This is a genomic window from Bacillus cereus group sp. Sample62 (assembly GCF_036851315.1).
GTDB lineage: Bacteria > Bacillota > Bacilli > Bacillales > Bacillaceae_G > Bacillus_A > Bacillus_A wiedmannii.
Genome location: NZ_JAFLPK010000001.1, coordinates 4,219,508 through 4,240,260, shown reverse-complemented (window position 1 = coordinate 4,240,260; position 20,753 = coordinate 4,219,508). Strand labels below are relative to the sequence as shown.

Below are 20,753 nucleotides of genomic sequence, written 5' to 3'. Positions count from 1 at the left end.
AAGTAAGATGGAAGAAAGTGGTGATGTTATCGCTGTTTTTGTTACAATAAAAAGATAGGTTAAGAAAAGAAGGGATTTTAATTATGGAAAAAGATGAACGTTTTAAACAGGCCGAGTTTGGTGCTATTGTCGGAATCGTTGGTAATATTATATTAGCGATTGTAAAGGCGGTAATTGGTTATATTGGGAACAGTAAAGCACTATTAGCGGATGCCGTGCATTCTGCATCAGATGTAATTGGTTCGCTCGCTGTACTTTTTGGATTGAGAGCAGCAAAGCAACCGCCCGATGAAGATCATCCGTATGGTCATGGTAAAGCGGAATCGATTTCAGCAATTATTGTTGCAGTATTATTATTTATTGTGGGAATCGAGATAGCGATTTCGTCTATAAAAGCTTTTTCGCAAGAACTAGAACCACCGAAAGGAATTACGATTTTCGCTGTTGTTCTTTCAATTATCGTGAAAGAAGGAATGTTTCAATATAAATTCCGATTAGGGAAGAGGGTAAATAGTGATGCAATTATTGCAAATGCATATGAACATCGTTCGGATGTATTTTCTTCAATTGCAGCTTTAATCGGTATTTGTGCAGCGATTATTGGTGGTAAGTTTGGGGTAGATTGGCTTGTATATGCCGATCCAATTGCAGGATTATTTGTTTCACTTCTTGTTGCAAAAATGGCATGGAGTATTGGGGCAGAAGCAATTCATGCAACGCTTGATCATGTTCTTCATGAGGAAGATGTTGTTCCGCTTAGAGAAGCAGTACTTCAAATAGATGGTGTGAAAAAAATTGGTTCTTTATATGCCAGGGAGCATGGTCATTACGTTATTGTTGATATTAAAGTTTCTGTAGATCCATACATTACTGTAGAAGAAGGGCACCGCATTGGAAAGCATGTGAAAGAAACGCTTATGGAACAAGATAACGTACAAAATGTGTTTGTACATATAAACCCGTATTCTCCAAATTAAATATCATTAACATTTTAGTATATAGATATTGCATCGTAGTTTGCATTATATTGTCACCCCTTAATCTGTCTTGTATAATGAACAGGTTAAGGGGTGATTTCGTGTTACAACCGAAGACGCGTTGGAAAGAAAAAGAATATAATAATGAGCGAGTGAGTGAATTAGCAAGTAAATTACAATTATCACCACTTGTCGTTTCGTTATTCCTCGGTAGAGGACTAGATACAGAAGATAAGATTTTAGATTTTTTAAATACAGAAAATCAAGAATTTCATGATCCATTTTTATTAGAAGGAATGGATAGAACGGTAGAACGTGTAAATAAGGCGATTCAAAATGGAGAGCAAATATTAATATTTGGTGACTACGATGCGGACGGAGTAAGTAGTACGACTGTGTTATATCTTGCTTTGCAAGAATTAGGTGCAGACGTAGAATTTTATATTCCAAACCGTTTTACAGAAGGATATGGACCAAACGAAGAAGCATTTCGTTGGGCACATAGCGCAGGGTTCTCCCTAATTATTACTGTCGATACTGGTATCGCAGCAGTACATGAAGCGAAGGTAGCGAAGGAGCTTGGAATAGATCTTATTATTACAGATCACCATGAGCCACCACCAGAATTGCCAGAAGCACTTGCGATTATTCATCCGAAATTAGATGGCGGTGTATATCCGTTTCACTATTTAGCTGGTGTAGGTGTTGCGTTTAAAGTTGCACATGCACTACTAGGCCGTGTGCCAGAACATTTATTAGAAATTGCAGTAATTGGTACAGTAGCCGATTTAGTGTCACTTCATGGTGAGAATAGATTGCTAGTGAAGCGCGGTTTAAAGCATATGCGCATGACGAAAAATATCGGACTAAAGGCGCTATTTAAAGTTGCTAACGTTTCGCAAAGTGAAATTACAGAAGAGAGTATTGGTTTCTCACTCGCACCGCGTATTAATGCAGTTGGACGTTTAGAAGATGCTACGCCGGCTGTACATCTTTTATTATCAGATGATCCAGAAGAAGCGAAAGAGCTAGCTGAAGAAATTGATGAGCTGAACAAACTGCGAAAAGATATTGTAAAGCAAATTACAGAAGAAGCTATCGCTGAAGTGGAAAATAATTTCCCGCCAGAAGACAATAAAGTACTAGTACTGGCAAAAGAAGGCTGGAATCCAGGTGTAATTGGAATTGTCGCATCTAAATTAGTTGAACGTTTTTATCGTCCAACGATTGTACTATGCATTGATCCTGTAAAAGAAACAGCAAAAGGTTCAGCACGTAGTATTGCAGGATTTGATTTGTTTGCAAATTTGTCAGATTGTAGAGAGTTATTGCCACACTTCGGAGGGCATCCGATGGCAGCGGGAATGACGCTACATATGAATGATGTAGATGAATTACGCCGTCGCTTAAATGAACAAGCAGAGGTAATTTTAACAGAAGAAGATTTTATTCCAATTACAGCTGTTGATGTTTTTTGTAAAGTGGAGGATGTAACACTGGCAGCAATTGAAGACATGCAAAAGTTAGCGCCATTTGGTGTTGGAAATCCAAAACCGCGTATTGCAGTGAAGGATGCAGAGTTAGAAAGTATTCGTGCAATCGGATCAGATGGCTCTCATTTGAAAATGGCTCTTCGCGATGGACAAGCGACACTGGATACAATCGGATTTGGTTTTGGTGCGTATGCGAAAGAAATTTCTCCAGTTGCAAAGGTATCTGTAATAGGGGAAGCATCTATCAATGAATGGAATAATTTTAAGAAGCCGCAATTAATGGTACAAGATATTGCTGTAGAGGCGTGGCAATTATTTGATTGGCGTAGTATGCGTAACGTAGAAGCGAATGTAGCAGAACTTCCGAAAGAAAAAATAACGATGGTGTATTTTTCTGAAGAGGTATTGAATAAATTTTCTCTAGAAGACTATAAAGAGCATATGATGCATGCATCAGAAGTAACTCATTTAGACGATCAATACATCGTGTTACTTGATTTGCCAAAAGGAACAGATGAATTAAGAGATTTATTTAAGGTTGGGTTCCCGTCGCGAATTTATACGCTATTTTATCAAGAGAATAATCATTTATTTAGTACTGTTCCAACGAGGGAACATTTTAAATGGTACTATTCGTTCTTGAGCCAAAAAGCACCATTTTCTTTAAGACAATATGGAGAACAACTATGTCGACATAAAGGTTGGTCAAAAGATACAGTAAATTTCATGACACAGGTGTTTTTTGAGTTAGAATTTGTTACAATAAAAGATGGCGTCATTTTTATGGCAGACAAAAAACAAAAGCGTGATTTAATTGAATCGAACACATATCGTGAGAAAATGAACCACTTACAATTAGAAAAAGAATTGGTTTATAGCACATATCAGCAACTATATACATGGTTTGAAACGATTCGTAATCATAAAGAAGTAGAACAGTTAGGGTAAAGGATTTGTATTTACAAACCTTTTAGATCTGAGGAGGATTCAGAAATATGGATTTCAAGCAACATATCGCAATTGTACCGGATTATCCAAAAGAAGGTATTGTATTTAAAGACATTACACCGTTAATGAACGACGGTAAAGCATACAAAGCAGCAACAGATGCAATCGTTGAGTATGCAAAGAAAAGAGACATTGACGTTGTAGTAGGGCCAGAAGCACGTGGCTTTATTATCGGTTGCCCAGTTTCTTATGCGTTAGAAGTAGGTTTTGCACCAGTTCGTAAATTAGGGAAATTACCACGTGAAGTAATTACAGTTGACTACGGTAAAGAATATGGTAAAGATGTTTTAACAATCCATAAAGATGCAATTAAGCCAGGTCAACGCGTATTAATTACAGATGATCTATTAGCTACAGGTGGAACAATTGAAGCGACAATTAAGCTAGTTGAAGAACTTGGCGGAGTTGTAGCAGGAATTGCATTCTTAGTAGAGCTTACTTACTTAGATGGTCGTAAAATGTTAGATGGTTACGATGTATTAGTATTAGAAAAATACTAATCACTATATAGGTAAAACTACGGTGATAAAAAGTACCCGTGAATCTCTTGGAGAGGAGCGGGTACTTTTGTATAATTGCACAAAAAAATAAGGTGAAATGTCAGTAAAATCTTTTCCTTTTCACAATTCACAATCATTAGGTTATAATGATAGAATATAATTTATTCTACTTAATTAAGATAAAGTCAATTTTCAATAAAAGGTGATTCGATGGCAAATGAGCAGGTACTAACAGCTGAACAGGTACTCGAGAAAGCAAGTCAATATTTAGCAGATGAAGATATTGAGCTAGTGGCACGTGCCTATGAATATGCACGTGATGCGCATAGCGAACAATACAGAAAATCGGGTGAACCGTACATTATTCATCCAATTCAAGTTGCAGGTATTTTAGTTGATTTACACATGGATCCAGCTACAGTATCAGCAGGTTTCTTACATGATGTAGTGGAAGATACAGAGATTACATTAGAAGATATCGAACGGGAATTTAATAAAGAAATTGCTATGCTTGTCGATGGTGTAACAAAGCTCGGAAAGATTAAATATAAATCTCATGAGCAACAACAAGCAGAAAACCATCGTAAAATGTTTATCGCAATGGCTCAAGATATTCGAGTTATTTTAATTAAACTAGCTGATCGTCTTCATAACATGCGTACATTGAAACATTTGCCTCAAGAGAAGCAGCGTCGCATTGCGAATGAAACGTTAGAAATCTTTGCACCTTTAGCACATAGACTCGGAATTAGTACTATTAAATGGGAGTTAGAGGATACGTCACTTCGCTATTTAAATCCGCAACAATATTATCGTATTGTAAATTTAATGAAGCGTAAACGTGCAGAGCGTGAAGAGTATTTAGATGAAGTAATGACTGGTATTCGTGAGAAATTAAAAGAGGTTTCAATTCAACCTGAGATTTCTGGAAGACCAAAACATATTTACAGTATTTATCGTAAAATGGCACTGCAAAATAAACAGTTCAATGAAATTTACGATTTACTAGCTGTACGTGTCGTAGTAAATAGTATTAAAGATTGTTATGCGGTGCTTGGAATTATTCATACGTGCTGGAAGCCAATGCCAGGTCGTTTTAAAGATTATATTGCAATGCCGAAAGCAAATCTATATCAATCTCTTCATACGACTGTAATTGGGCCGAAAGGTGATCCGCTTGAAGTGCAAATTCGTACGAAAGAAATGCATGAGATTGCAGAATTCGGGATTGCGGCACACTGGGCGTATAAAGAAGGAAAAACAGCAGAAACAACAGGTACATTAGAGAAGAAACTTACATGGTTCCGTCAAATATTAGAATGGCAAAATGAAGCTTCTAATGCAGAAGAGTTTATGGAGTCATTAAAAATTGATTTATTCTCTGACATGGTATTCGTCTTTACACCGAAAGGCGATGTAATGGAATTACCACTTGGATCTGTTCCGATTGACTTTTCGTATCGCGTGCATTCGGAGATTGGAAATAAAACAATTGGTGCAAAAGTAAACGGGAAAATGGTGACGCTTGATTATAAATTAAAAACAGGTGACATCATTGAAATTTTAACATCGAAACATTCGTATGGGCCAAGTCAAGACTGGGTGAAACTTGCTCAAACATCTCATGCGAAAAACAAAATACGTCAATTCTTTAAGAAGCAACGTAGAGATGAAAATATTGAAAAAGGCCGTGAGCTTGTTGAAAAAGAAGTGCGTGGTCTAGAGTATGAGATGAAAGAAGTGTTAGCTCCTGACAATTTAAAACGTGTTGCTGAGAAGTTCAATTTTGCAAATGAAGAAGATATGTTTGCAGCAGTTGGATATAGCGGGATTACAGCGTCGCAAATTGTTACGCGACTAACGGACAAATTCCGTAAGCAACGTGAAGAAGAAGAAATCGTTGAAGTTAAAGAAGTTCGTAAACCGATGAAAATTCGAAAATGGGATTCTGGCGTTAAAGTAAGCGGTGCGGATAATTTATTAATTCGCTTATCAAAATGCTGTAACCCAGTACCGGGTGATGATATCGTTGGATATATTACGAAAGGCCGAGGCGTATCGATTCACCGCCGTGATTGTGTAAATGTTCATACAGAAGAAGCTGTAGAACGTTTATTAGAAGTAGAGTGGGAAGGTAGCCCTGAAAAAGAAATTGAGTATAACGTTGATATTGAAATTTCAGGTTACGATCGCCGTGGTTTATTAAATGAAGTATTGCAAGCTGTTACAGAGACGAAAACGTACATTTCGGCAGTTTCTGGTAGAAGTGACCGTAATAAGATGGCAACAATTAATATGTCAATCTCTATTCGTAACTTACAGCACTTGAAAAAAGTAGTAGAACGCATTAAACGTGTTCCAGAAATTTATGCAGTACGACGCATGATGCATTAATAGGGAGTGTAGAAAAGATGAGAGTTGTTTTACAACGATCAAAAGAAGCGTCTGTCACAGTAGACGGTGAGATCGTAGGACAAATTCCGTTCGGTTTAACATTACTAGTTGGCATTACGCATGAAGATACAGAAAAAGATGCAACTTACATTGCAGAAAAAATTGCGAACTTACGTATTTTTGAAGATGAGAGTGGAAAGATGAACCATTCTGTACTTGATGTAGAAGGACAAGTTCTATCAATTTCGCAATTCACATTATACGGAGATTGCCGCAAGGGAAGACGTCCCAACTTTATGGATGCTGCCAAACCTGATTATGCAGAGCGTTTATATGATTTCTTTAATGAGGAAGTTCGTAAGCAAGGATTGCATGTAGAAACAGGGAGGTTCGGAGCAATGATGGATGTTTCTTTAATCAATGATGGTCCGGTGACCTTAATTGTGGATAGTAAATAGTGTTGCTAAAGAAGAGGGGATTATATAATCCTCTCTTTTTTATATATTGTTGTATGTTTTGTTCATTTATCCCGCTATTTGTGGGAGATCCACTGCCCGTAAAAGCCTGATTAGTGAGGGCTAATAATGAGTGGCGATGGACAGAACCCCTATTCATTAAAGTTTCACTTTATTTGGAATCAATAGCTGTTTCGGTTATGTATAACTCTTTCATCAATATGGAACAATAAAAAGTAAAACATCTATATTGAATGTGAGGGATATACGTATGCGTATGAATGAAAAAGGGCATTCTGTTACAAATGGTGCAAATCAACTGTTTAACGTAAATTTTCATGATTTTATTTCAAAAGAGCAAAACAATACTTCAATGGAGCTTGCTTCTGAGTTTGGGATTTCTCTTCAAGATGTAAAGCGTCTAAAGAAGCAGATTGAGCGCTCTTAGAGTACTTGACAATCCTACTCAACAAACGTATAGTAATTTTATATTTACATATGAATATAACCGTTGATAGAGAAGAGTAAATGAGACACACATGGAAAGAGAAGAAATGTCTTAGGCTGAAAACATTTCTACATGATGACTGATTGAATGACACTCTAGAGGTTTCAACTTGAACGGCATATATGCTTAGTAGGGATGAACGCACATTTAAGCGTTATTAAAAAAGTGGAAGCATACGTGCTTCAATTAGGGTGGCACCACGGGTATAATACTCTCGTCCCTACTGTTCAAACAGTAGAGGCGGGAGTTTTTTTATTTTTATTAAGATTAAAACAATTTGAGGAGGAACTGAATATGTCTATTCAAATCCCACGCGGAACGCAAGATATTCTTCCAGGTAGCGTTGAGTTATGGCAGTATATCGAAGGGCAAGCACGCGAAATTTGCCGTCGTTACAACTATAAAGAAATTCGTACACCAATTTTTGAACACACTGAGCTATTTTTACGTGGTGTTGGTGATACGACAGATATCGTACAAAAAGAAATGTACTCATTCCAAGATCGTGGAGAGCGCAGTTTAACATTACGTCCAGAAGGTACTGCACCTGTTGTACGTTCTTACGTTGAAAACAAAATGTTCGGTGATGCAACACAACCAACGAAATTATACTATATCGGTCAAATGTTCCGTTACGAAAGACCACAAGCAGGTCGCTATCGTCAATTCGTACAATTCGGTATTGAAGCAATCGGTAGTAACGATCCTGCGATTGATGCAGAAGTAATTGCACTTGCTGTAGAGTTTTACCGCGGCATGGGCTTAAAAAATATTAAAGTTGTATTAAACAGCTTAGGTGATGCAGCGAGCCGTCAAGCGCACCGTGATGCGTTAATCACACACTTTGAGCCACGTATCGGCGAGTTCTGTTCTGACTGCCAATCTCGTTTAGAAAAGAACCCTCTTCGTATTTTAGATTGTAAGAAGGACCGTAACCATGAATTAATGGGAACAGCACCATCTATTACAGAATACTTAAACGAAGATTCAGCAGTATACTACGACAAAGTTCAAGAACTATTAACGATGATGGATGTTCCGTTTGAAAAAGATCCGAACTTAGTACGTGGTTTAGACTACTATCAACACACTGTTTTTGAAATTATGAGTGAGGCAGAAGGTTTCGGTGCTATCACTACATTAAGCGGCGGTGGCCGTTATAACGGGCTTGTACAAGAAATCGGTGGGCCAGAAATGCCAGGTATCGGTTTTGCGATGAGTATCGAACGTTTAATTATGGCGCTAAAAGCTGAAAACATCGAATTACCAATTGAACATAGTATTGATTGTTATGTTGTAGCGCTTGGTGAAAAAGCGAAAGACCATGCTGCGAAAGTTGCGTTTGATCTTCGTAAAGCTGGATTATCAGTTGAAAAAGATTATTTAGACCGTAAAATGAAAGCGCAATTTAAATCAGCAGATCGTTTAAAGGCGAAATTTGTAGCTGTATTAGGGGAAGATGAGCTAGATAAAGGCATCATTAACTTGAAAGATATGGCAACAGGCGAACAAGAAGAAGTAGCATTAGATGTATTTGCTTCATACGTAGCAGAGAAATTAATATAGGGGGAACTTACAGTGGCTGAAAGAACACATGCATGTGGAAAAGTAACAGTAGAAGCAGTTGGACAAACAGTTCAATTAAAAGGTTGGGTACAAAAACGCCGTGATTTAGGTGGATTAATCTTTATCGACTTACGTGACCGTACAGGTATCGTGCAAGTTGTATTTAACCCAGAAACATCAAAAGAAGCGTTAGAAATAGCAGAAGCTATTCGTAGTGAATACGTATTGCATGTAGAAGGTACAGTTGTTGAGCGTGGTGAAGGCGCAATTAATGACAATATGGCAACGGGTCGTATTGAAGTACAAGCAACGAAAGTAAACGTATTAAATGCAGCAAAAACAACGCCAATCATTATTGCTGATGATACAGATGCATCAGAAGATGTGCGTTTAAAATATCGCTATTTAGACTTACGTCGTCCTGCAATGTTTAACACATTCAAAATGCGTCACGATGTAACGAAAACAATTCGTAACTTCTTAGACACAGAAGAGTTCTTAGAAGTAGAAACACCAATTTTAACGAAGAGCACACCAGAAGGAGCTCGTGACTATTTAGTACCAAGTCGTGTACATGATGGTGAATTCTATGCATTACCACAGTCTCCGCAATTATTTAAACAGCTTCTTATGGTCGGTGGATTTGAGCGTTATTATCAAGTAGCACGTTGTTTCCGTGACGAAGATTTACGTGCAGACCGTCAACCAGAATTCACACAAATCGATATCGAAGCTTCATTCTTAACACAAGATGAAATTTTAGATATGATGGAGCGCATGATGACGAAAGTTATGAAGGATGCAAAAGGTGTAGAAGTGAGTGCACCATTCCCTCGTATGAAATATGCTGATGCAATGGCTCGTTACGGTTCTGATAAGCCAGATACACGCTTTGGAATGGAACTAACAGACCTATCTGAATTTGCAGTAGGTTGTGGTTTTAAAGTATTTACAAGTGCTGTAGAAAGCGGCGGACAAGTAAAAGCAATTAATGCAAAAGGTGCTGCGAGCAAATACTCTCGTAAAGATATCGATGCATTAACTGAATTCGTAAAAGTATACGGTGCAAAAGGTCTAGCTTGGCTTAAAGTGGAAGAGGACGGCTTAAAAGGACCGATTGCGAAATTCTTCGGTGAAGAAGAAGCAAACGCGTTAATGGCTACATTAGAAGCTACTGCTGGCGACTTATTACTATTCGTAGCAGATAAGAAGAGCGTTGTCGCAGATAGCTTAGGTGCACTTCGTTTACGTCTAGGTAAAGAGCTTGAGTTAATCGATGAAAGTAAATTTAACTTCCTATGGGTAACGGATTGGCCACTTCTTGAGTACGATGAAGATGCAGATCGTTACTTCGCAGCTCACCACCCATTCACAATGCCATTCCGTGAAGATGTTGAGTTATTAGAAACAGCACCAGAAAAAGCACGTGCACAAGCATATGACCTTGTATTAAATGGTTATGAGCTTGGTGGTGGATCACTTCGTATTTACGAGCGTGACGTACAAGAAAAAATGTTCAAAGCACTTGGATTCTCACAAGAAGAAGCACAAGAGCAATTCGGATTCTTATTAGAAGCATTCGAATACGGTACTCCACCACACGGTGGTATCGCATTAGGTTTAGACCGTCTTGTTATGTTACTTGCAGGTCGTACGAACCTTCGTGATACAATTGCATTCCCGAAAACAGCAAGCGCAAGCTGCTTATTAACAGAAGCTCCAAGCCCAGTTGCAGAAGCACAGCTTGAAGAGTTAAACTTAAAATTAAGCTTAAAAGAAGAGAAGTAAGAATAAAGTCTAGATGGTTATACTATAGCCGTCTAGACTTTTTTTTGAGAGGAAATTTAAAAAATCCAGTTCAGATAACTGTCGCATCTCATCGTTACGTATGCTCGGTTCTCTAAATACGTATATTTAAGGGGAAATAAAAGCTCGTTTACACTATGTTTTTATTCTCGAAATATGTATTTTTAGGAATTCTATAACTTTTTCTATACAAATAGTCGGAAAAACGCTAGAATACATGATAGACCATTTTTGTAATAGGAGTGTAGAGCTGAATGTTACATCAATTTTCACGTAATGAATTAGCCTTCGGTAAAGAAGGACTTGAAATATTAAAAAATAGTACAGTTGGTATTTTAGGAATCGGCGGCGTAGGATCATTTTCGGCAGAGGCGTTAGCGCGTTCTGGCGTAGGACGTCTCGTATTAGTCGATAAAGACGTTGTAGATATTACAAACGTAAACCGTCAAATTCACGCGTTAGTATCTACTGTAGGACGTTCAAAAGTAGAATTAATGAAAGAACGTATTGCAGACATTAATCCAGAGTGTGAAGTAATTGGACTAGAAATGTTTTATACTGATGAAACATATGAAGAGTTCTTCAAACATGGATTAGATTTCGTAGTAGATGCATCTGATACGATTACGTTCAAAATTCATTTAATTAAACAATGTTTACGTCGCAAAATTAAAATTATCTCATGTATGGGTGCAGCAAATAAAATGGACCCAACTCGTTTCCGTATTGCGGACATCTCTAAAACACATACAGATCCAATTGCGAAAGTAATTCGTACAAAGCTTCGTAAAGATGGTATTAAAAAAGGTGTAAAAGTTGTCTTCTCTGACGAAAACCCAATCGTAATTCGTGAAGAAGTACGTAAAGAAATCGTACCAGACGAAAATGCAAAAATTCGTAAAGCGAAATTACCACCTTCATCAAATGCATTCGTACCATCTGTGGCAGGCCTAATTATGGCAAGTCACGTTGTACGTGAACGTATTAAAAACGTTGAAGTGAAGCGTGTAGGGCAAGAATAAAAAGAAAGCATATATCCGTCTAGGATATATGCTTTTTCTATTGTGTTTTAAAGAATTGCAGATATTTGCAATACTAATAATTCGAATGTAAGTAATCCTAATAAAGAATAATCGTATTTATCCGACTTATAGGCGGAAGTCTTTTTTTAAACTCTGAATGGTAAAAAGTCCTAATGTTAGAACGAGAATACCGAGTGTTATTTTGAAGACTGTTAATGAAATAGAGATCATCTCCTTTTAATCGTATATGTTTATAGCAACATTTAAGTAAAATATATCTAATTATTTTTAGGGTTCTTTGTATAGTGGGCTGACGTATTTTGTCGATATTTGTTGGTAAATCGATATCCCTTGTCGAATCGTCGATATAATTAAAAAATCGTTGATATATTGTAAGTTACGATAGATATATTCGGAAAATCGTCGATATAATTTCATTTACCAATACAGCATTCACAGAAGAAACGAAAAGGATGTCACTTAGTGACATCCCTTTTAATTTTCTGCAGAATAAATAATATCTAAATTACCATTTTGATCTGTTTTGAAAATTGGAGCGATCTGTTCTTCTTGTTCTTCAACTGAAACGAGTTTTCGAGCACGGTCCATAATTCTAACAAGCATGGCATAATCTTCTTCGATTGCCTGTTGTTTTTTTGAGAGGACCGCTAATTTTGCTTCGAGTTCATGATTCGTTTTTTGCAGGGACGTGAGCTGAGCTTGTAATACGTCATTTTCAGTTTGTAACTTTGCGAGTGAAGGATTATTGTGCTCTAAGTTTTGTAAAAATGAAATGACACTTTGTATGGTAAGATCCTGCTTACTTGGCGTAATATCTTCTGAAAACTCGGCATCGATTACGAGTTGTTTCGTTTGCGTGAAATGCTCTTTTTCTATTTTAGCTTCAGAGCGCTTTAATTCTTTCCGTTGTTTTTTTGCAAGTTGCACCGCATCTTCGTAATTCGGTCTTACTTCAGCATTCCATCTAAATCCGCAAGCTGCTGAAGTGCGGTTCAATGTATCGCCGACTTCATCGAATGCTTTTATTTGTGTGCTACCGCTGCGAATATGTCGTAAAACAGTTTCTGCTAAAAGGAGATCATCTTCTTTTGTCCATGCATCTTGACGTGTTTTCATAAGCGAAGCCTCCATAATGGTGACGTTTTCGCTTATGTTACCCTTTATTTTTCGTTTTATTCGAACTTTGTAATCTTTCATATACAGTAGAAAGTGCTTGCTCAAATTTCCCTGTCGTTTTTGGTTTATAATATTGTTTGTTTTTTATTTTATCAGGTAAGTATTGTTGTTGTACCCAGCCATTTGGATGGTCGTGTGGGTATAAGTATCCAATGCCTCTTCCAAGTGATTCTGCGCCTTTGTAATGACTATCTTTTAAATGACTTGGAATGTCGCCTGTTTGACCGTTACGTAAATCGTGTAATGCAGCATCAAGAGCTTTATAAGCTGAGTTTGATTTTGGTGATAGGCAAAGCTCGATAACAGCATTTGCAAGTGGTATGCGTGCTTCTGGGAAGCCAACTCGTTCAGCTGATTCTATGGCTGCTAGTGTACGCGGTCCGGCTTGTGGGCTAGCAAGTCCGATATCTTCGTATGCCATAATAAGAAGACGTCTACCAATGCTTTGTAAATCACCAGCTTCAATAAGACGTGCTAAATAGTGAAGTGCTGCATTTACATCACTTCCGCGTACCGATTTTTGAAATGCCGATAATACGTCATAATGAGCATCTCCACCTTTGTCGTGAACGAAACTCTTTTTTTGCAAGCATTCTTCTGCGATTTCTAGCGTAATTTCTGCAGACTTGTCATCCGTTGTAAAGCTAGATAAAACAGCTAGTTCAAGTGCATTATAAGCGGAACGCATGTCTCCACCAGATGCATTTGCAAAGTGATGTAATGCTTCAGGCGTAACCGTTACATCATATTCCCCGAGACCTTTTTCTTTATCTTCAAGTGCTCGTTTTAAGCCAATTAAAAGATCATCTTCTGTTAATGCGTGTAATTCGAAGATTTGACAACGACTTCGAATAGCAGAATTAATAGCATGGAACGGATTACTCGTTGTTGCACCGATTAAGGTAAGGAGTCCGCTTTCTAAATGAGGTAATAGAAAATCCTGTTTTGCTTTATCTAGACGGTGTACTTCATCTAAAATTAAAACGAGGTGTCGATGCATCTTTGCTTCTTGTACGACAACTTCCATATCTTTTTTATTATGAGTAACGGCGTTTAATAGGCGAAAAGGGGTTCCAGTACTTCCTGCAATTGCGCTCGCAATGGATGTTTTTCCTGTGCCTGGAGGGCCGTATAAAATCATAGATTGAAAATGATTTGCTTGGACCATTCGCCATAAAATTTTTCCTTCACCAACTAAATGTTGTTGTCCGATAATTTCTTGAATATTTGTAGGGCGCATTCGATGTGCGAGTGGCTGTTTCATTTTTACCGTCTCCCTTAAAGTATAATCTCTTTCTATCGTATCATTTTTTTTAGTGGAATTTGAAATAGGATGCTGTTTTGTGGGAAAAATGAATATAAATATTTTCATTTTTCTTTCAATTGTAATAATTTCCGAGTTTTTCAATGTGATTTTATGTTATCATTTTGATACACAAGTTGAAATTTCTTATAATACTATATTATGCTATAATTTCATAGGATTTTAAATTGTGTTCTTTTATAAATAAGATATAACCAATAGAAGTGAAAATTTGAAAAGAGGTGCAAAATAGATGAAGATTTCAACGAAAGGCCGCTACGGCTTAACAATTATGATCGATCTTGCAAAAAAGTTTGGTGAAGGTCCGATTTCCTTAAAATCAATTGCGCAGGCACATGACTTATCGGAACATTATTTAGAGCAATTAATTTCACCACTTCGTAACGCTCGCCTAGTAAAGAGTACGCGCGGAGCATATGGTGGATATGTATTGTCAGATCAGCCAGCTAACATTACAGCTGGGGATGTAATCCGTGTATTAGAGGGTCCAATTAGTGTTGTAGAAATGATAGAAGAAGAAGAACCAGCACAACGCCAATTATGGATGCGTGTTCGTGATGCGGTGCAAGAAGTGTTAGATAGTACAACGTTAGAAGATTTAGTACGTTATGAGGAAGAAAATCACGGGGGCTATATGTTTTACATTTAATTCCTTGTGAAACGATTTGGAAAGAAGGAGATTTAATGGAACGCATTTACTTAGATCATGCTGCGACATCTCCGACTCACCCAGAAGTGGTCGAAAAGATGATTCCATATATGACAGAAACATTCGGGAACCCGTCTAGTATTCACTTTTATGGACGTCAAACGCGTCATGCAGTAGATGAGGCAAGACGTGCGGGTGCACGTAGCATTCATGCGAATCCGAATGAAATTATATTTACGAGCGGTGGTACAGAAGCTGATAATTTAGCACTTATAGGTGTAGCACGTGCGAACCGTCATAAAGGTAACCATATTATAACGACGCGAATTGAACATCATGCAATTTTGCATACGTGTGAATTGTTAGAGCGCGAAGGGTTTGAAGTGACATATTTACCTGTTGATGAAACAGGACGCGTTCAAGTTTCTGACATACAAAATGCATTAACAGAAGAGACGATTCTCGTATCCGTTATGTTTGGGAATAATGAAATTGGGACAATGCAACCAATCGCGGAAATAGGGAAGTTGCTAAAAGAGCATCAAGCTTACTTTCATACAGATGCGGTACAAGCTTACGGATTAGTAGAAATAGATGTAAAAGAGTTCGGCATTGATTTATTATCGATTTCAGCTCATAAAATTAATGGACCAAAAGGTGTAGGGTTCCTATACGCTGGTGCAAATGTGAAATTTGAACCGTTATTAATAGGCGGGGAGCAAGAAAGAAAACGCCGTGCTGGTACTGAAAATGTACCGAGTATCGTTGGTTTGCAACATGCAATTTTACTAGCTGAAAAAACTCGTGAGCAAAAAAATGCCCAATATGAAGAGTTTAAAGATATAATGGTATCTGTCTTCAAAAATGAAGACATTACTTTCGAGGTAAACGGAAACTTAGAATATCGCTTACCACATGTGCTTAATATTAGTTTTACAGGAATGAACATTGAACCGTTCCTTGTGAACTTAGATATAGCTGGCATTGCAGTGTCAAGTGGTTCGGCATGTACAGCTGGTTCGATTGATCCATCACATGTATTAGTAGCGATGTTCGGAAAAGACTCCGATCAAATACGTTCATCCGTACGCTTTAGTTTTGGACTTGGAAATACGAAAGAGCAAATTGAGAAAGCGGCGTACGAAACAGTGAAAATCGTGAAGCGATTAACACAAAATTAGCATGGGAGGTGACATGATGAACAAACTACCTCAAGAAACACGCGTTGTCATCGGGATGTCCGGTGGCGTCGATTCATCTGTAGCAGCTCTTTTATTAAAAGAGCAAGGCTATGATGTAATCGGAATTTTTATGAAAAACTGGGATGATACAGATGAGAATGGTGTCTGCACAGCAACAGAAGATTACAATGATGTAATTGAAGTGTGTAACCAAATTGGCATTCCATATTATGCAGTAAACTTTGAAAAACAATACTGGGATAAAGTATTTACGTACTTCCTAGATGAGTACCGAGCTGGTCGTACACCGAACCCAGATGTAATGTGTAATAAAGAAATTAAATTTAAAGCATTTTTAGAGCATGCGATTGCGCTTGGTGCTGATTATGTAGCGACAGGTCATTATGCACGCGTTGCTTATATGGACGGCGAATATAAAATGCTTCGCGGCGTTGATGATAATAAAGACCAAACGTATTTCTTGAATCAATTAAGCCAAGAGCAATTATCAAAAACATTGTTCCCGTTAGGTGAATTAAAGAAACCGCAAATTCGTGAAATGGCGACAGAAGCTGGTTTAGCGACAGCGGCGAAGAAAGATAGTACTGGTATTTGCTTTATCGGTGAGCGTAACTTTAAAGATTTCTTAAGCAACTATTTACCAGCGCAACCAGGTGTGATGCAAACATTATCTGGTGAAGTGAAAGGAAAACATGACGGTTTAATGTACTATACAATTGGACAACGTCATGGCCTTGGTATTGGTGGTAACGGTGATCCGTGGTTTGCTGTTGGGAAAAACTTGAAAGAAAACATTTTATATGTTGATCAAGGATTCCATAACGAACTTCTATATGGTGATGAAGTTATTGCTACGAATATCGGCTGGGTAAGTAATGAAGCGAAAGAAAAAGAATTTAAGTGCACAGCGAAATTCCGTTATCGTCAAGAAGATAATAAAGTAACGGTTCAAATCGTTGATGAAAATACAGTTCGTATTCTTTGTGACGAGCCAATTCGTGCAATTACACCAGGACAAGCAGTTGTTTTCTATGATGGAGATGAGTGCTTAGGCGGTGCTACAATTGATGAAGTATATCGTAGTGGTAAGAAATTGGATTATTTAGGATAAAATGAGAAGCCTCTGCCGATTAGCGGTTAGAGGTTTCTTTTACATAAAGCGAATTTTCGTTCGCTTGGAAAATACATTCTTTGTTATAATTTGTTGTAGAGGTGAAGGACATGTCAAACAAACTTGAAACAGGTATTCAATATATGCAAGAAGGAAACTGGGAAGAAGCTGCTAAAAATTTCACAGAAGCAATCGAAGAAAATCCGAAAGATGCGCTTGGATACATTAATTTTGCGAACTTATTAGATGTAATAGGTGATAGTGAAAGAGCAATTTTATTTTATAAGCGTGCATTAGAATTAGATGATAAATCTGCGGCTGCTTATTATGGATTAGGAAATGTGTATTACAGTCAAGAGCAATTTGCAGAGGCAAAGGCTGTATTTGAACAAGCGATGCAAGCGGGATTACAATCAGCTGATGTAACATTTATGTTAGGTATTACACATGTGCAACTTGGAAATGATCGTCTTGCACTGCCGTTTTTACAAAGAGCAACAGAATTAGATGAAAACGATGTAGAAGCTGTGTTCCAGTGCGGACTTTGCTTTGCACGTTTAGAACATATTCAAGAGGCGAAACCTTATTTTGAAAAGGTATTAGAAATGGATGAAGAGCATGCAGATGCGTATTATAATTTAGGTGTTGCGTACGTATTTGAAGAAAATAACGAGAAGGCTCTTACTTTATTTAAGAAAGCAACTGAAATTCAGCCAGATCACTTTTTAGCTGGTAATGGTGTTCGTTTATTAGGGCAAGAAGCTGAATAAAGTGAAATTATAGTTTAATGCGCAGTTACCCCTCATCTAAAGATTGTGAAAGAGGTGGGGGATGTACTGCTCATTAAGGTGAAAAGAACTCGGGAAGGAGAGGAAAGATGGGAAATCAACATGCCATGGATTTGTTTGAGGAAGAGAAAAAATTTATAAAAGCGCAAGTTCTTCATACCATTTTCCACAACGAAGAAAACCTCTATTCCGTTGTCAGTATGAAAATCATTGAAACGAATGAAACGTACGACGAAAAAAAAGTGATGATAAACGGTCATTTTCCCCGCATGCATGAAGATGAAGTGTTTACATTGACAGGGCATTTTAAAGACCATCCGAAGTATGGGAAACAATATTTAGTTGAAACGTTTAAGAAAGAATTGCCGCAAACAAAAGCAGGTATGGTGCAATATTTAGCGAGCGATTTATTTAAAGGGATTGGAAAGCGTACGGCCGAAAAAATTGTAGATCATCTTGGGGAGCATGCTATTTCTAAAATTATGGATGATCCGGATGCGTTAAATGGTGTTGTTAACAAACAAAAAGCACAGGAAATATATGAGACAATTGTTGAGCATCAAGGGTTAGAGAAAGTAATGAGCTTTTTAAATGGTTACGGTTTTGGAACGAAGCTTTCTATTAAAATCTATCAGCAATATAAAGAAATGACATTAGAAGTGATTCGTAATAATCCATATAAGCTTATTGAAGAAGTAGATGGGATTGGCTTTGGAAGAGCGGATGATATAGGACGTGCGTTAGGTATATCGGGTAATCATGATGACCGTGTACGTGCGGGGTGTTTTTATACGTTAGAGAATGTTTCACTGCAACTCGGTCACGTTTATATGGGGAAAGATCAACTTGTAAGAGAGACGATGTCACTTTTAAACAATCAAGAAGGAAGAGTGACTGAGGAAGATATTGTAGGCTGCGTTGAAATGATGCAAAGTGAAGGGAAAGTCATTATAGAAGAAGAGCGAGTGTATTTAGCTTCGTTATTCTACTCTGAAAAAGGCGTTGTAAAGTCAATTCGTCGTCTTATGAACCAAGAAGAAACCCCTGCATTCCCTGAAGCCGAAGTGTTAAAAACGTTAGGGGAAATTGAAGAACAGCTAAAGGTACAGTATGCACCGCTTCAGCAAGAAGCAGTTCAAACTGCACTTCATAAGCCGATGATGCTATTAACAGGTGGACCAGGAACGGGGAAAACAACAGTTATTAAAGGGATTGTTGAAATGTATGCGTCACTGCACGGATTATCATTAAATACGAATGAATACAGTGATGATAATCCATTTCCAATATTATTAACGGCCCCAACAGGAAGAGCAGCGAAGCGTATGAGTGAATCGACAGGGCTTCCAGCTTGTACGATTCATCGTTTGCTTGGTTGGACGCCAGAAGGGTCTTTCCAGCGCAATGAAACCGATCCAGTACAAGGAAAGTTACTCATTATTGATGAGTTTTCAATGGTTGATATTTGGCTTGCAAATCAGCTATTCAAGTCACTTCCGACAAATATTCAAGTTATCGTTGTAGGTGATGAAGATCAGTTGCCATCTGTAGGACCTGGACAAGTGTTAAAAGATTTATTAAATGCAGGAGCCATCCCAACGGTAAAACTTACAGAAATTTATCGTCAGGCAGAAGGTTCGTCTGTTATTCAGCTTGCCCATGCGATAAAAGACGGAACACTTCCAGCAGATTTAGCGCAAAATAAAAAAGATCGTTCATTTATCAGCTGTGCAGGGGCTCAAATTGTTGAAGTTGTAAAAAAAGTATGTGAAAACGCGAAGACGAAAGGGTTTAGCGCAAAAGATGTACAAGTGTTGGCACCTATGTACCGCGGACCAGCAGGTATTAATGTGTTAAATGAAGCTCTTCAAGAAGTGTTTAATCCGAAAAAAGAAAAAAGTAAAGAAATTGCCTACGGTGACGTTGTGTATCGAAGAGGTGATAAAGTACTTCAATTAGTCAATCAGCCGGAAAGCCAAGTATTTAATGGTGATATTGGAGAAATTGTTTCGATTTTTTATGCAAAAGAAAATGTCGAGCAGCAAGATATGATTATCGTTTCATTTGATGGGATTGAAGTAACGTATACAAAGCCTGATTTGAACCAAATTACCCATGCATATTGCTGCTCAATTCATAAATCACAAGGTAGTGAATTCCCAATAGTTATTATGCCAATTGTAAAGAGCTACTACCGTATGTTACGTCGTAATTTAATTTACACGGGCATTACAAGGAGTAAGAAATTCCTTATTATTTGTGGTGAGGAAGCAGCTTTCCGGTCTGGTGTAAATCGCCTTGATGATGCAATGCGTCAAACGACTTTAGCGAGTCGCTTGCAAGAATCACAAGGAGAAGTACAGATGGTAACAGTTAATGGCGAAGAAATGGACGTGGAAAACATTTCACCGTATGATTTCATGTAACAAGGTGAAATTATATAGTGAAACTTTCAAACGTATAACGTTGAAAGGCTCCAGCAATGTATAAATGAATGCGGTTTGGACATAATGGCGAATAGAATCTGGGAGACTGTAAGGAGATGAAAGCCATATGTTCATTTGTCCAAATTGCAAAGGGAAAGACATTGGAAAAATAGGTGTCAACCAATTTTATTGCTGGAATTGTTATATCGAATTATCGGTTTCAAAGGGGAAAATCCATACGCATCAAGTAGAGGAAGACGGTTCATTAAGCTCTCTTGATGATTTATTTGATGAGAACGAAAGAACGATCGGATAACGAAAAGGGGG

Annotated in this window: 17 protein-coding genes and 1 other annotated feature; of the genes, 15 read left to right on the top strand and 2 right to left on the bottom strand. The window is 37.7% G+C overall.

Going from position 1 to position 20,753, the window contains the following annotated elements:
* Positions 1-83 precede the first annotated feature (83 nt).
* From J0835_RS21620 to J0835_RS21580, 9 genes are all read left to right on the top strand, one after another.
* Positions 84-977: a cation diffusion facilitator family transporter gene (locus tag J0835_RS21620; RefSeq protein ID WP_087982109.1), complete on the top strand. Its 894-nt coding sequence runs from the start codon at positions 84-86 to the stop codon at positions 975-977.
* 101 nt (positions 978-1,078) lie between these two features.
* Entirely contained in the window at positions 1,079-3,418 is a 2,340-nt protein-coding gene (recJ, locus tag J0835_RS21615) for a single-stranded-DNA-specific exonuclease RecJ (protein WP_087982107.1), read from the top strand.
* A 47-nt stretch (positions 3,419-3,465) separates the two neighbouring features.
* Positions 3,466-3,978: an adenine phosphoribosyltransferase gene (locus J0835_RS21610; protein WP_000346221.1), complete on the top strand. Its 513-nt coding sequence runs from the start codon at positions 3,466-3,468 to the stop codon at positions 3,976-3,978.
* A 210-nt stretch (positions 3,979-4,188) separates the two neighbouring features.
* Complete coding sequence (relA, locus tag J0835_RS21605) at positions 4,189-6,372, top strand: GTP diphosphokinase (protein WP_002145623.1); 2,184 nt, start codon at positions 4,189-4,191, stop codon at positions 6,370-6,372.
* Positions 6,373-6,389: 17 nt separating this feature from the next.
* Positions 6,390-6,830 carry a D-tyrosyl-tRNA(Tyr) deacylase gene (locus J0835_RS21600; protein ID WP_087982105.1) on the top strand — a complete coding sequence of 147 codons (441 nt, stop codon included), beginning with the start codon at positions 6,390-6,392 and terminating at the stop codon, positions 6,828-6,830.
* Positions 6,831-7,098: 268 nt separating this feature from the next.
* On the top strand, positions 7,099-7,275 hold the full coding sequence (locus J0835_RS21595) for a hypothetical protein (RefSeq protein WP_001242605.1): 177 nt from the start codon (positions 7,099-7,101) through the stop codon (positions 7,273-7,275).
* A gap of 54 nt (positions 7,276-7,329) precedes the next feature.
* Positions 7,330-7,560: a binding site (T-box leader), on the top strand.
* 69 nt (positions 7,561-7,629) lie between these two features.
* Positions 7,630-8,901, top strand: coding sequence for a histidine--tRNA ligase (gene hisS / locus J0835_RS21590; RefSeq protein ID WP_087982736.1), 1,272 nt, complete (start codon positions 7,630-7,632; stop codon positions 8,899-8,901).
* Positions 8,902-8,913: 12 nt separating this feature from the next.
* On the top strand, positions 8,914-10,689 hold the full coding sequence (aspS, locus tag J0835_RS21585; protein ID WP_087982103.1) for an aspartate--tRNA ligase: 1,776 nt from the start codon (positions 8,914-8,916) through the stop codon (positions 10,687-10,689).
* A gap of 272 nt (positions 10,690-10,961) precedes the next feature.
* A complete protein-coding gene (locus tag J0835_RS21580) occupies positions 10,962-11,729 on the top strand; it encodes a tRNA threonylcarbamoyladenosine dehydratase (protein WP_000903181.1) in 768 nt (255 codons plus the stop codon).
* A gap of 495 nt (positions 11,730-12,224) precedes the next feature.
* On the opposite strand, the gene J0835_RS21575 is transcribed toward J0835_RS21580, so the two are convergent.
* Positions 12,225-12,866 (bottom strand): RsfA family transcriptional regulator, encoded by a 642-nt coding sequence (locus J0835_RS21575; protein WP_087982101.1) that lies wholly within the window; start codon positions 12,864-12,866, stop codon positions 12,225-12,227.
* Between the two features lie 37 nt (positions 12,867-12,903).
* A complete protein-coding gene (locus J0835_RS21570; protein WP_087982100.1) occupies positions 12,904-14,190 on the bottom strand; it encodes a replication-associated recombination protein A in 1,287 nt (428 codons plus the stop codon).
* Between the two features lie 292 nt (positions 14,191-14,482).
* Here J0835_RS21570 and cymR point away from each other — a divergent pair, with 292 nt between their 5' ends.
* The 6 genes from cymR to J0835_RS21540 all read left to right on the top strand — a co-directional run bounded on the left by cymR (position 14,483) and on the right by J0835_RS21540 (position 20,742).
* Entirely contained in the window at positions 14,483-14,899 is a 417-nt protein-coding gene (cymR, locus tag J0835_RS21565) for a cysteine metabolism transcriptional regulator CymR (RefSeq protein WP_000704116.1), read from the top strand.
* 35 nt (positions 14,900-14,934) lie between these two features.
* Positions 14,935-16,080, top strand: coding sequence for a cysteine desulfurase family protein (locus tag J0835_RS21560; protein ID WP_087982098.1), 1,146 nt, complete (start codon positions 14,935-14,937; stop codon positions 16,078-16,080).
* Positions 16,081-16,096: 16 nt separating this feature from the next.
* A complete protein-coding gene (gene mnmA / locus J0835_RS21555) occupies positions 16,097-17,212 on the top strand; it encodes a tRNA 2-thiouridine(34) synthase MnmA (protein ID WP_064474720.1) in 1,116 nt (371 codons plus the stop codon).
* Between the two features lie 110 nt (positions 17,213-17,322).
* Positions 17,323-17,982 (top strand): tetratricopeptide repeat protein, encoded by a 660-nt coding sequence (locus J0835_RS21550; RefSeq protein ID WP_087982096.1) that lies wholly within the window; start codon positions 17,323-17,325, stop codon positions 17,980-17,982.
* Between the two features lie 107 nt (positions 17,983-18,089).
* Positions 18,090-20,426, top strand: coding sequence for an SF1B family DNA helicase RecD2 (gene recD2 / locus J0835_RS21545; RefSeq protein WP_087982094.1), 2,337 nt, complete (start codon positions 18,090-18,092; stop codon positions 20,424-20,426).
* 127 nt (positions 20,427-20,553) lie between these two features.
* Complete coding sequence (locus J0835_RS21540) at positions 20,554-20,742, top strand: hypothetical protein (RefSeq protein WP_000469281.1); 189 nt, start codon at positions 20,554-20,556, stop codon at positions 20,740-20,742.
* Positions 20,743-20,753 lie beyond the last annotated feature (11 nt).

What these genes read in the sequence shown, in the direction of transcription:
- J0835_RS21570 (WP_087982100.1), bottom strand. Translation starts at nt 14,190, where the DNA reads ATGAAACAGCCACTCGCACATCGAATGCGCCCTACAAATATTCAAGAA.
- J0835_RS21575 (WP_087982101.1), bottom strand. Translation starts at nt 12,866, where the DNA reads ATGAAAACACGTCAAGATGCATGGACAAAAGAAGATGATCTCCTTTTA.
- J0835_RS21600 (WP_087982105.1), top strand. Translation starts at nt 6,390, where the DNA reads ATGAGAGTTGTTTTACAACGATCAAAAGAAGCGTCTGTCACAGTAGAC.
- J0835_RS21610 (WP_000346221.1), top strand. Translation starts at nt 3,466, where the DNA reads ATGGATTTCAAGCAACATATCGCAATTGTACCGGATTATCCAAAAGAA.
- cymR (WP_000704116.1), top strand. Translation starts at nt 14,483, where the DNA reads ATGAAGATTTCAACGAAAGGCCGCTACGGCTTAACAATTATGATCGAT.
- J0835_RS21560 (WP_087982098.1), top strand. Translation starts at nt 14,935, where the DNA reads ATGGAACGCATTTACTTAGATCATGCTGCGACATCTCCGACTCACCCA.
- J0835_RS21540 (WP_000469281.1), top strand. Translation starts at nt 20,554, where the DNA reads ATGTTCATTTGTCCAAATTGCAAAGGGAAAGACATTGGAAAAATAGGT.
- J0835_RS21580 (WP_000903181.1), top strand. Translation starts at nt 10,962, where the DNA reads ATGTTACATCAATTTTCACGTAATGAATTAGCCTTCGGTAAAGAAGGA.
- J0835_RS21595 (WP_001242605.1), top strand. Translation starts at nt 7,099, where the DNA reads ATGCGTATGAATGAAAAAGGGCATTCTGTTACAAATGGTGCAAATCAA.
- J0835_RS21550 (WP_087982096.1), top strand. Translation starts at nt 17,323, where the DNA reads ATGTCAAACAAACTTGAAACAGGTATTCAATATATGCAAGAAGGAAAC.
- J0835_RS21620 (WP_087982109.1), top strand. Translation starts at nt 84, where the DNA reads ATGGAAAAAGATGAACGTTTTAAACAGGCCGAGTTTGGTGCTATTGTC.
- recD2 (WP_087982094.1), top strand. Translation starts at nt 18,090, where the DNA reads ATGGGAAATCAACATGCCATGGATTTGTTTGAGGAAGAGAAAAAATTT.
- relA (WP_002145623.1), top strand. Translation starts at nt 4,189, where the DNA reads ATGGCAAATGAGCAGGTACTAACAGCTGAACAGGTACTCGAGAAAGCA.
- hisS (WP_087982736.1), top strand. Translation starts at nt 7,630, where the DNA reads ATGTCTATTCAAATCCCACGCGGAACGCAAGATATTCTTCCAGGTAGC.
- mnmA (WP_064474720.1), top strand. Translation starts at nt 16,097, where the DNA reads ATGAACAAACTACCTCAAGAAACACGCGTTGTCATCGGGATGTCCGGT.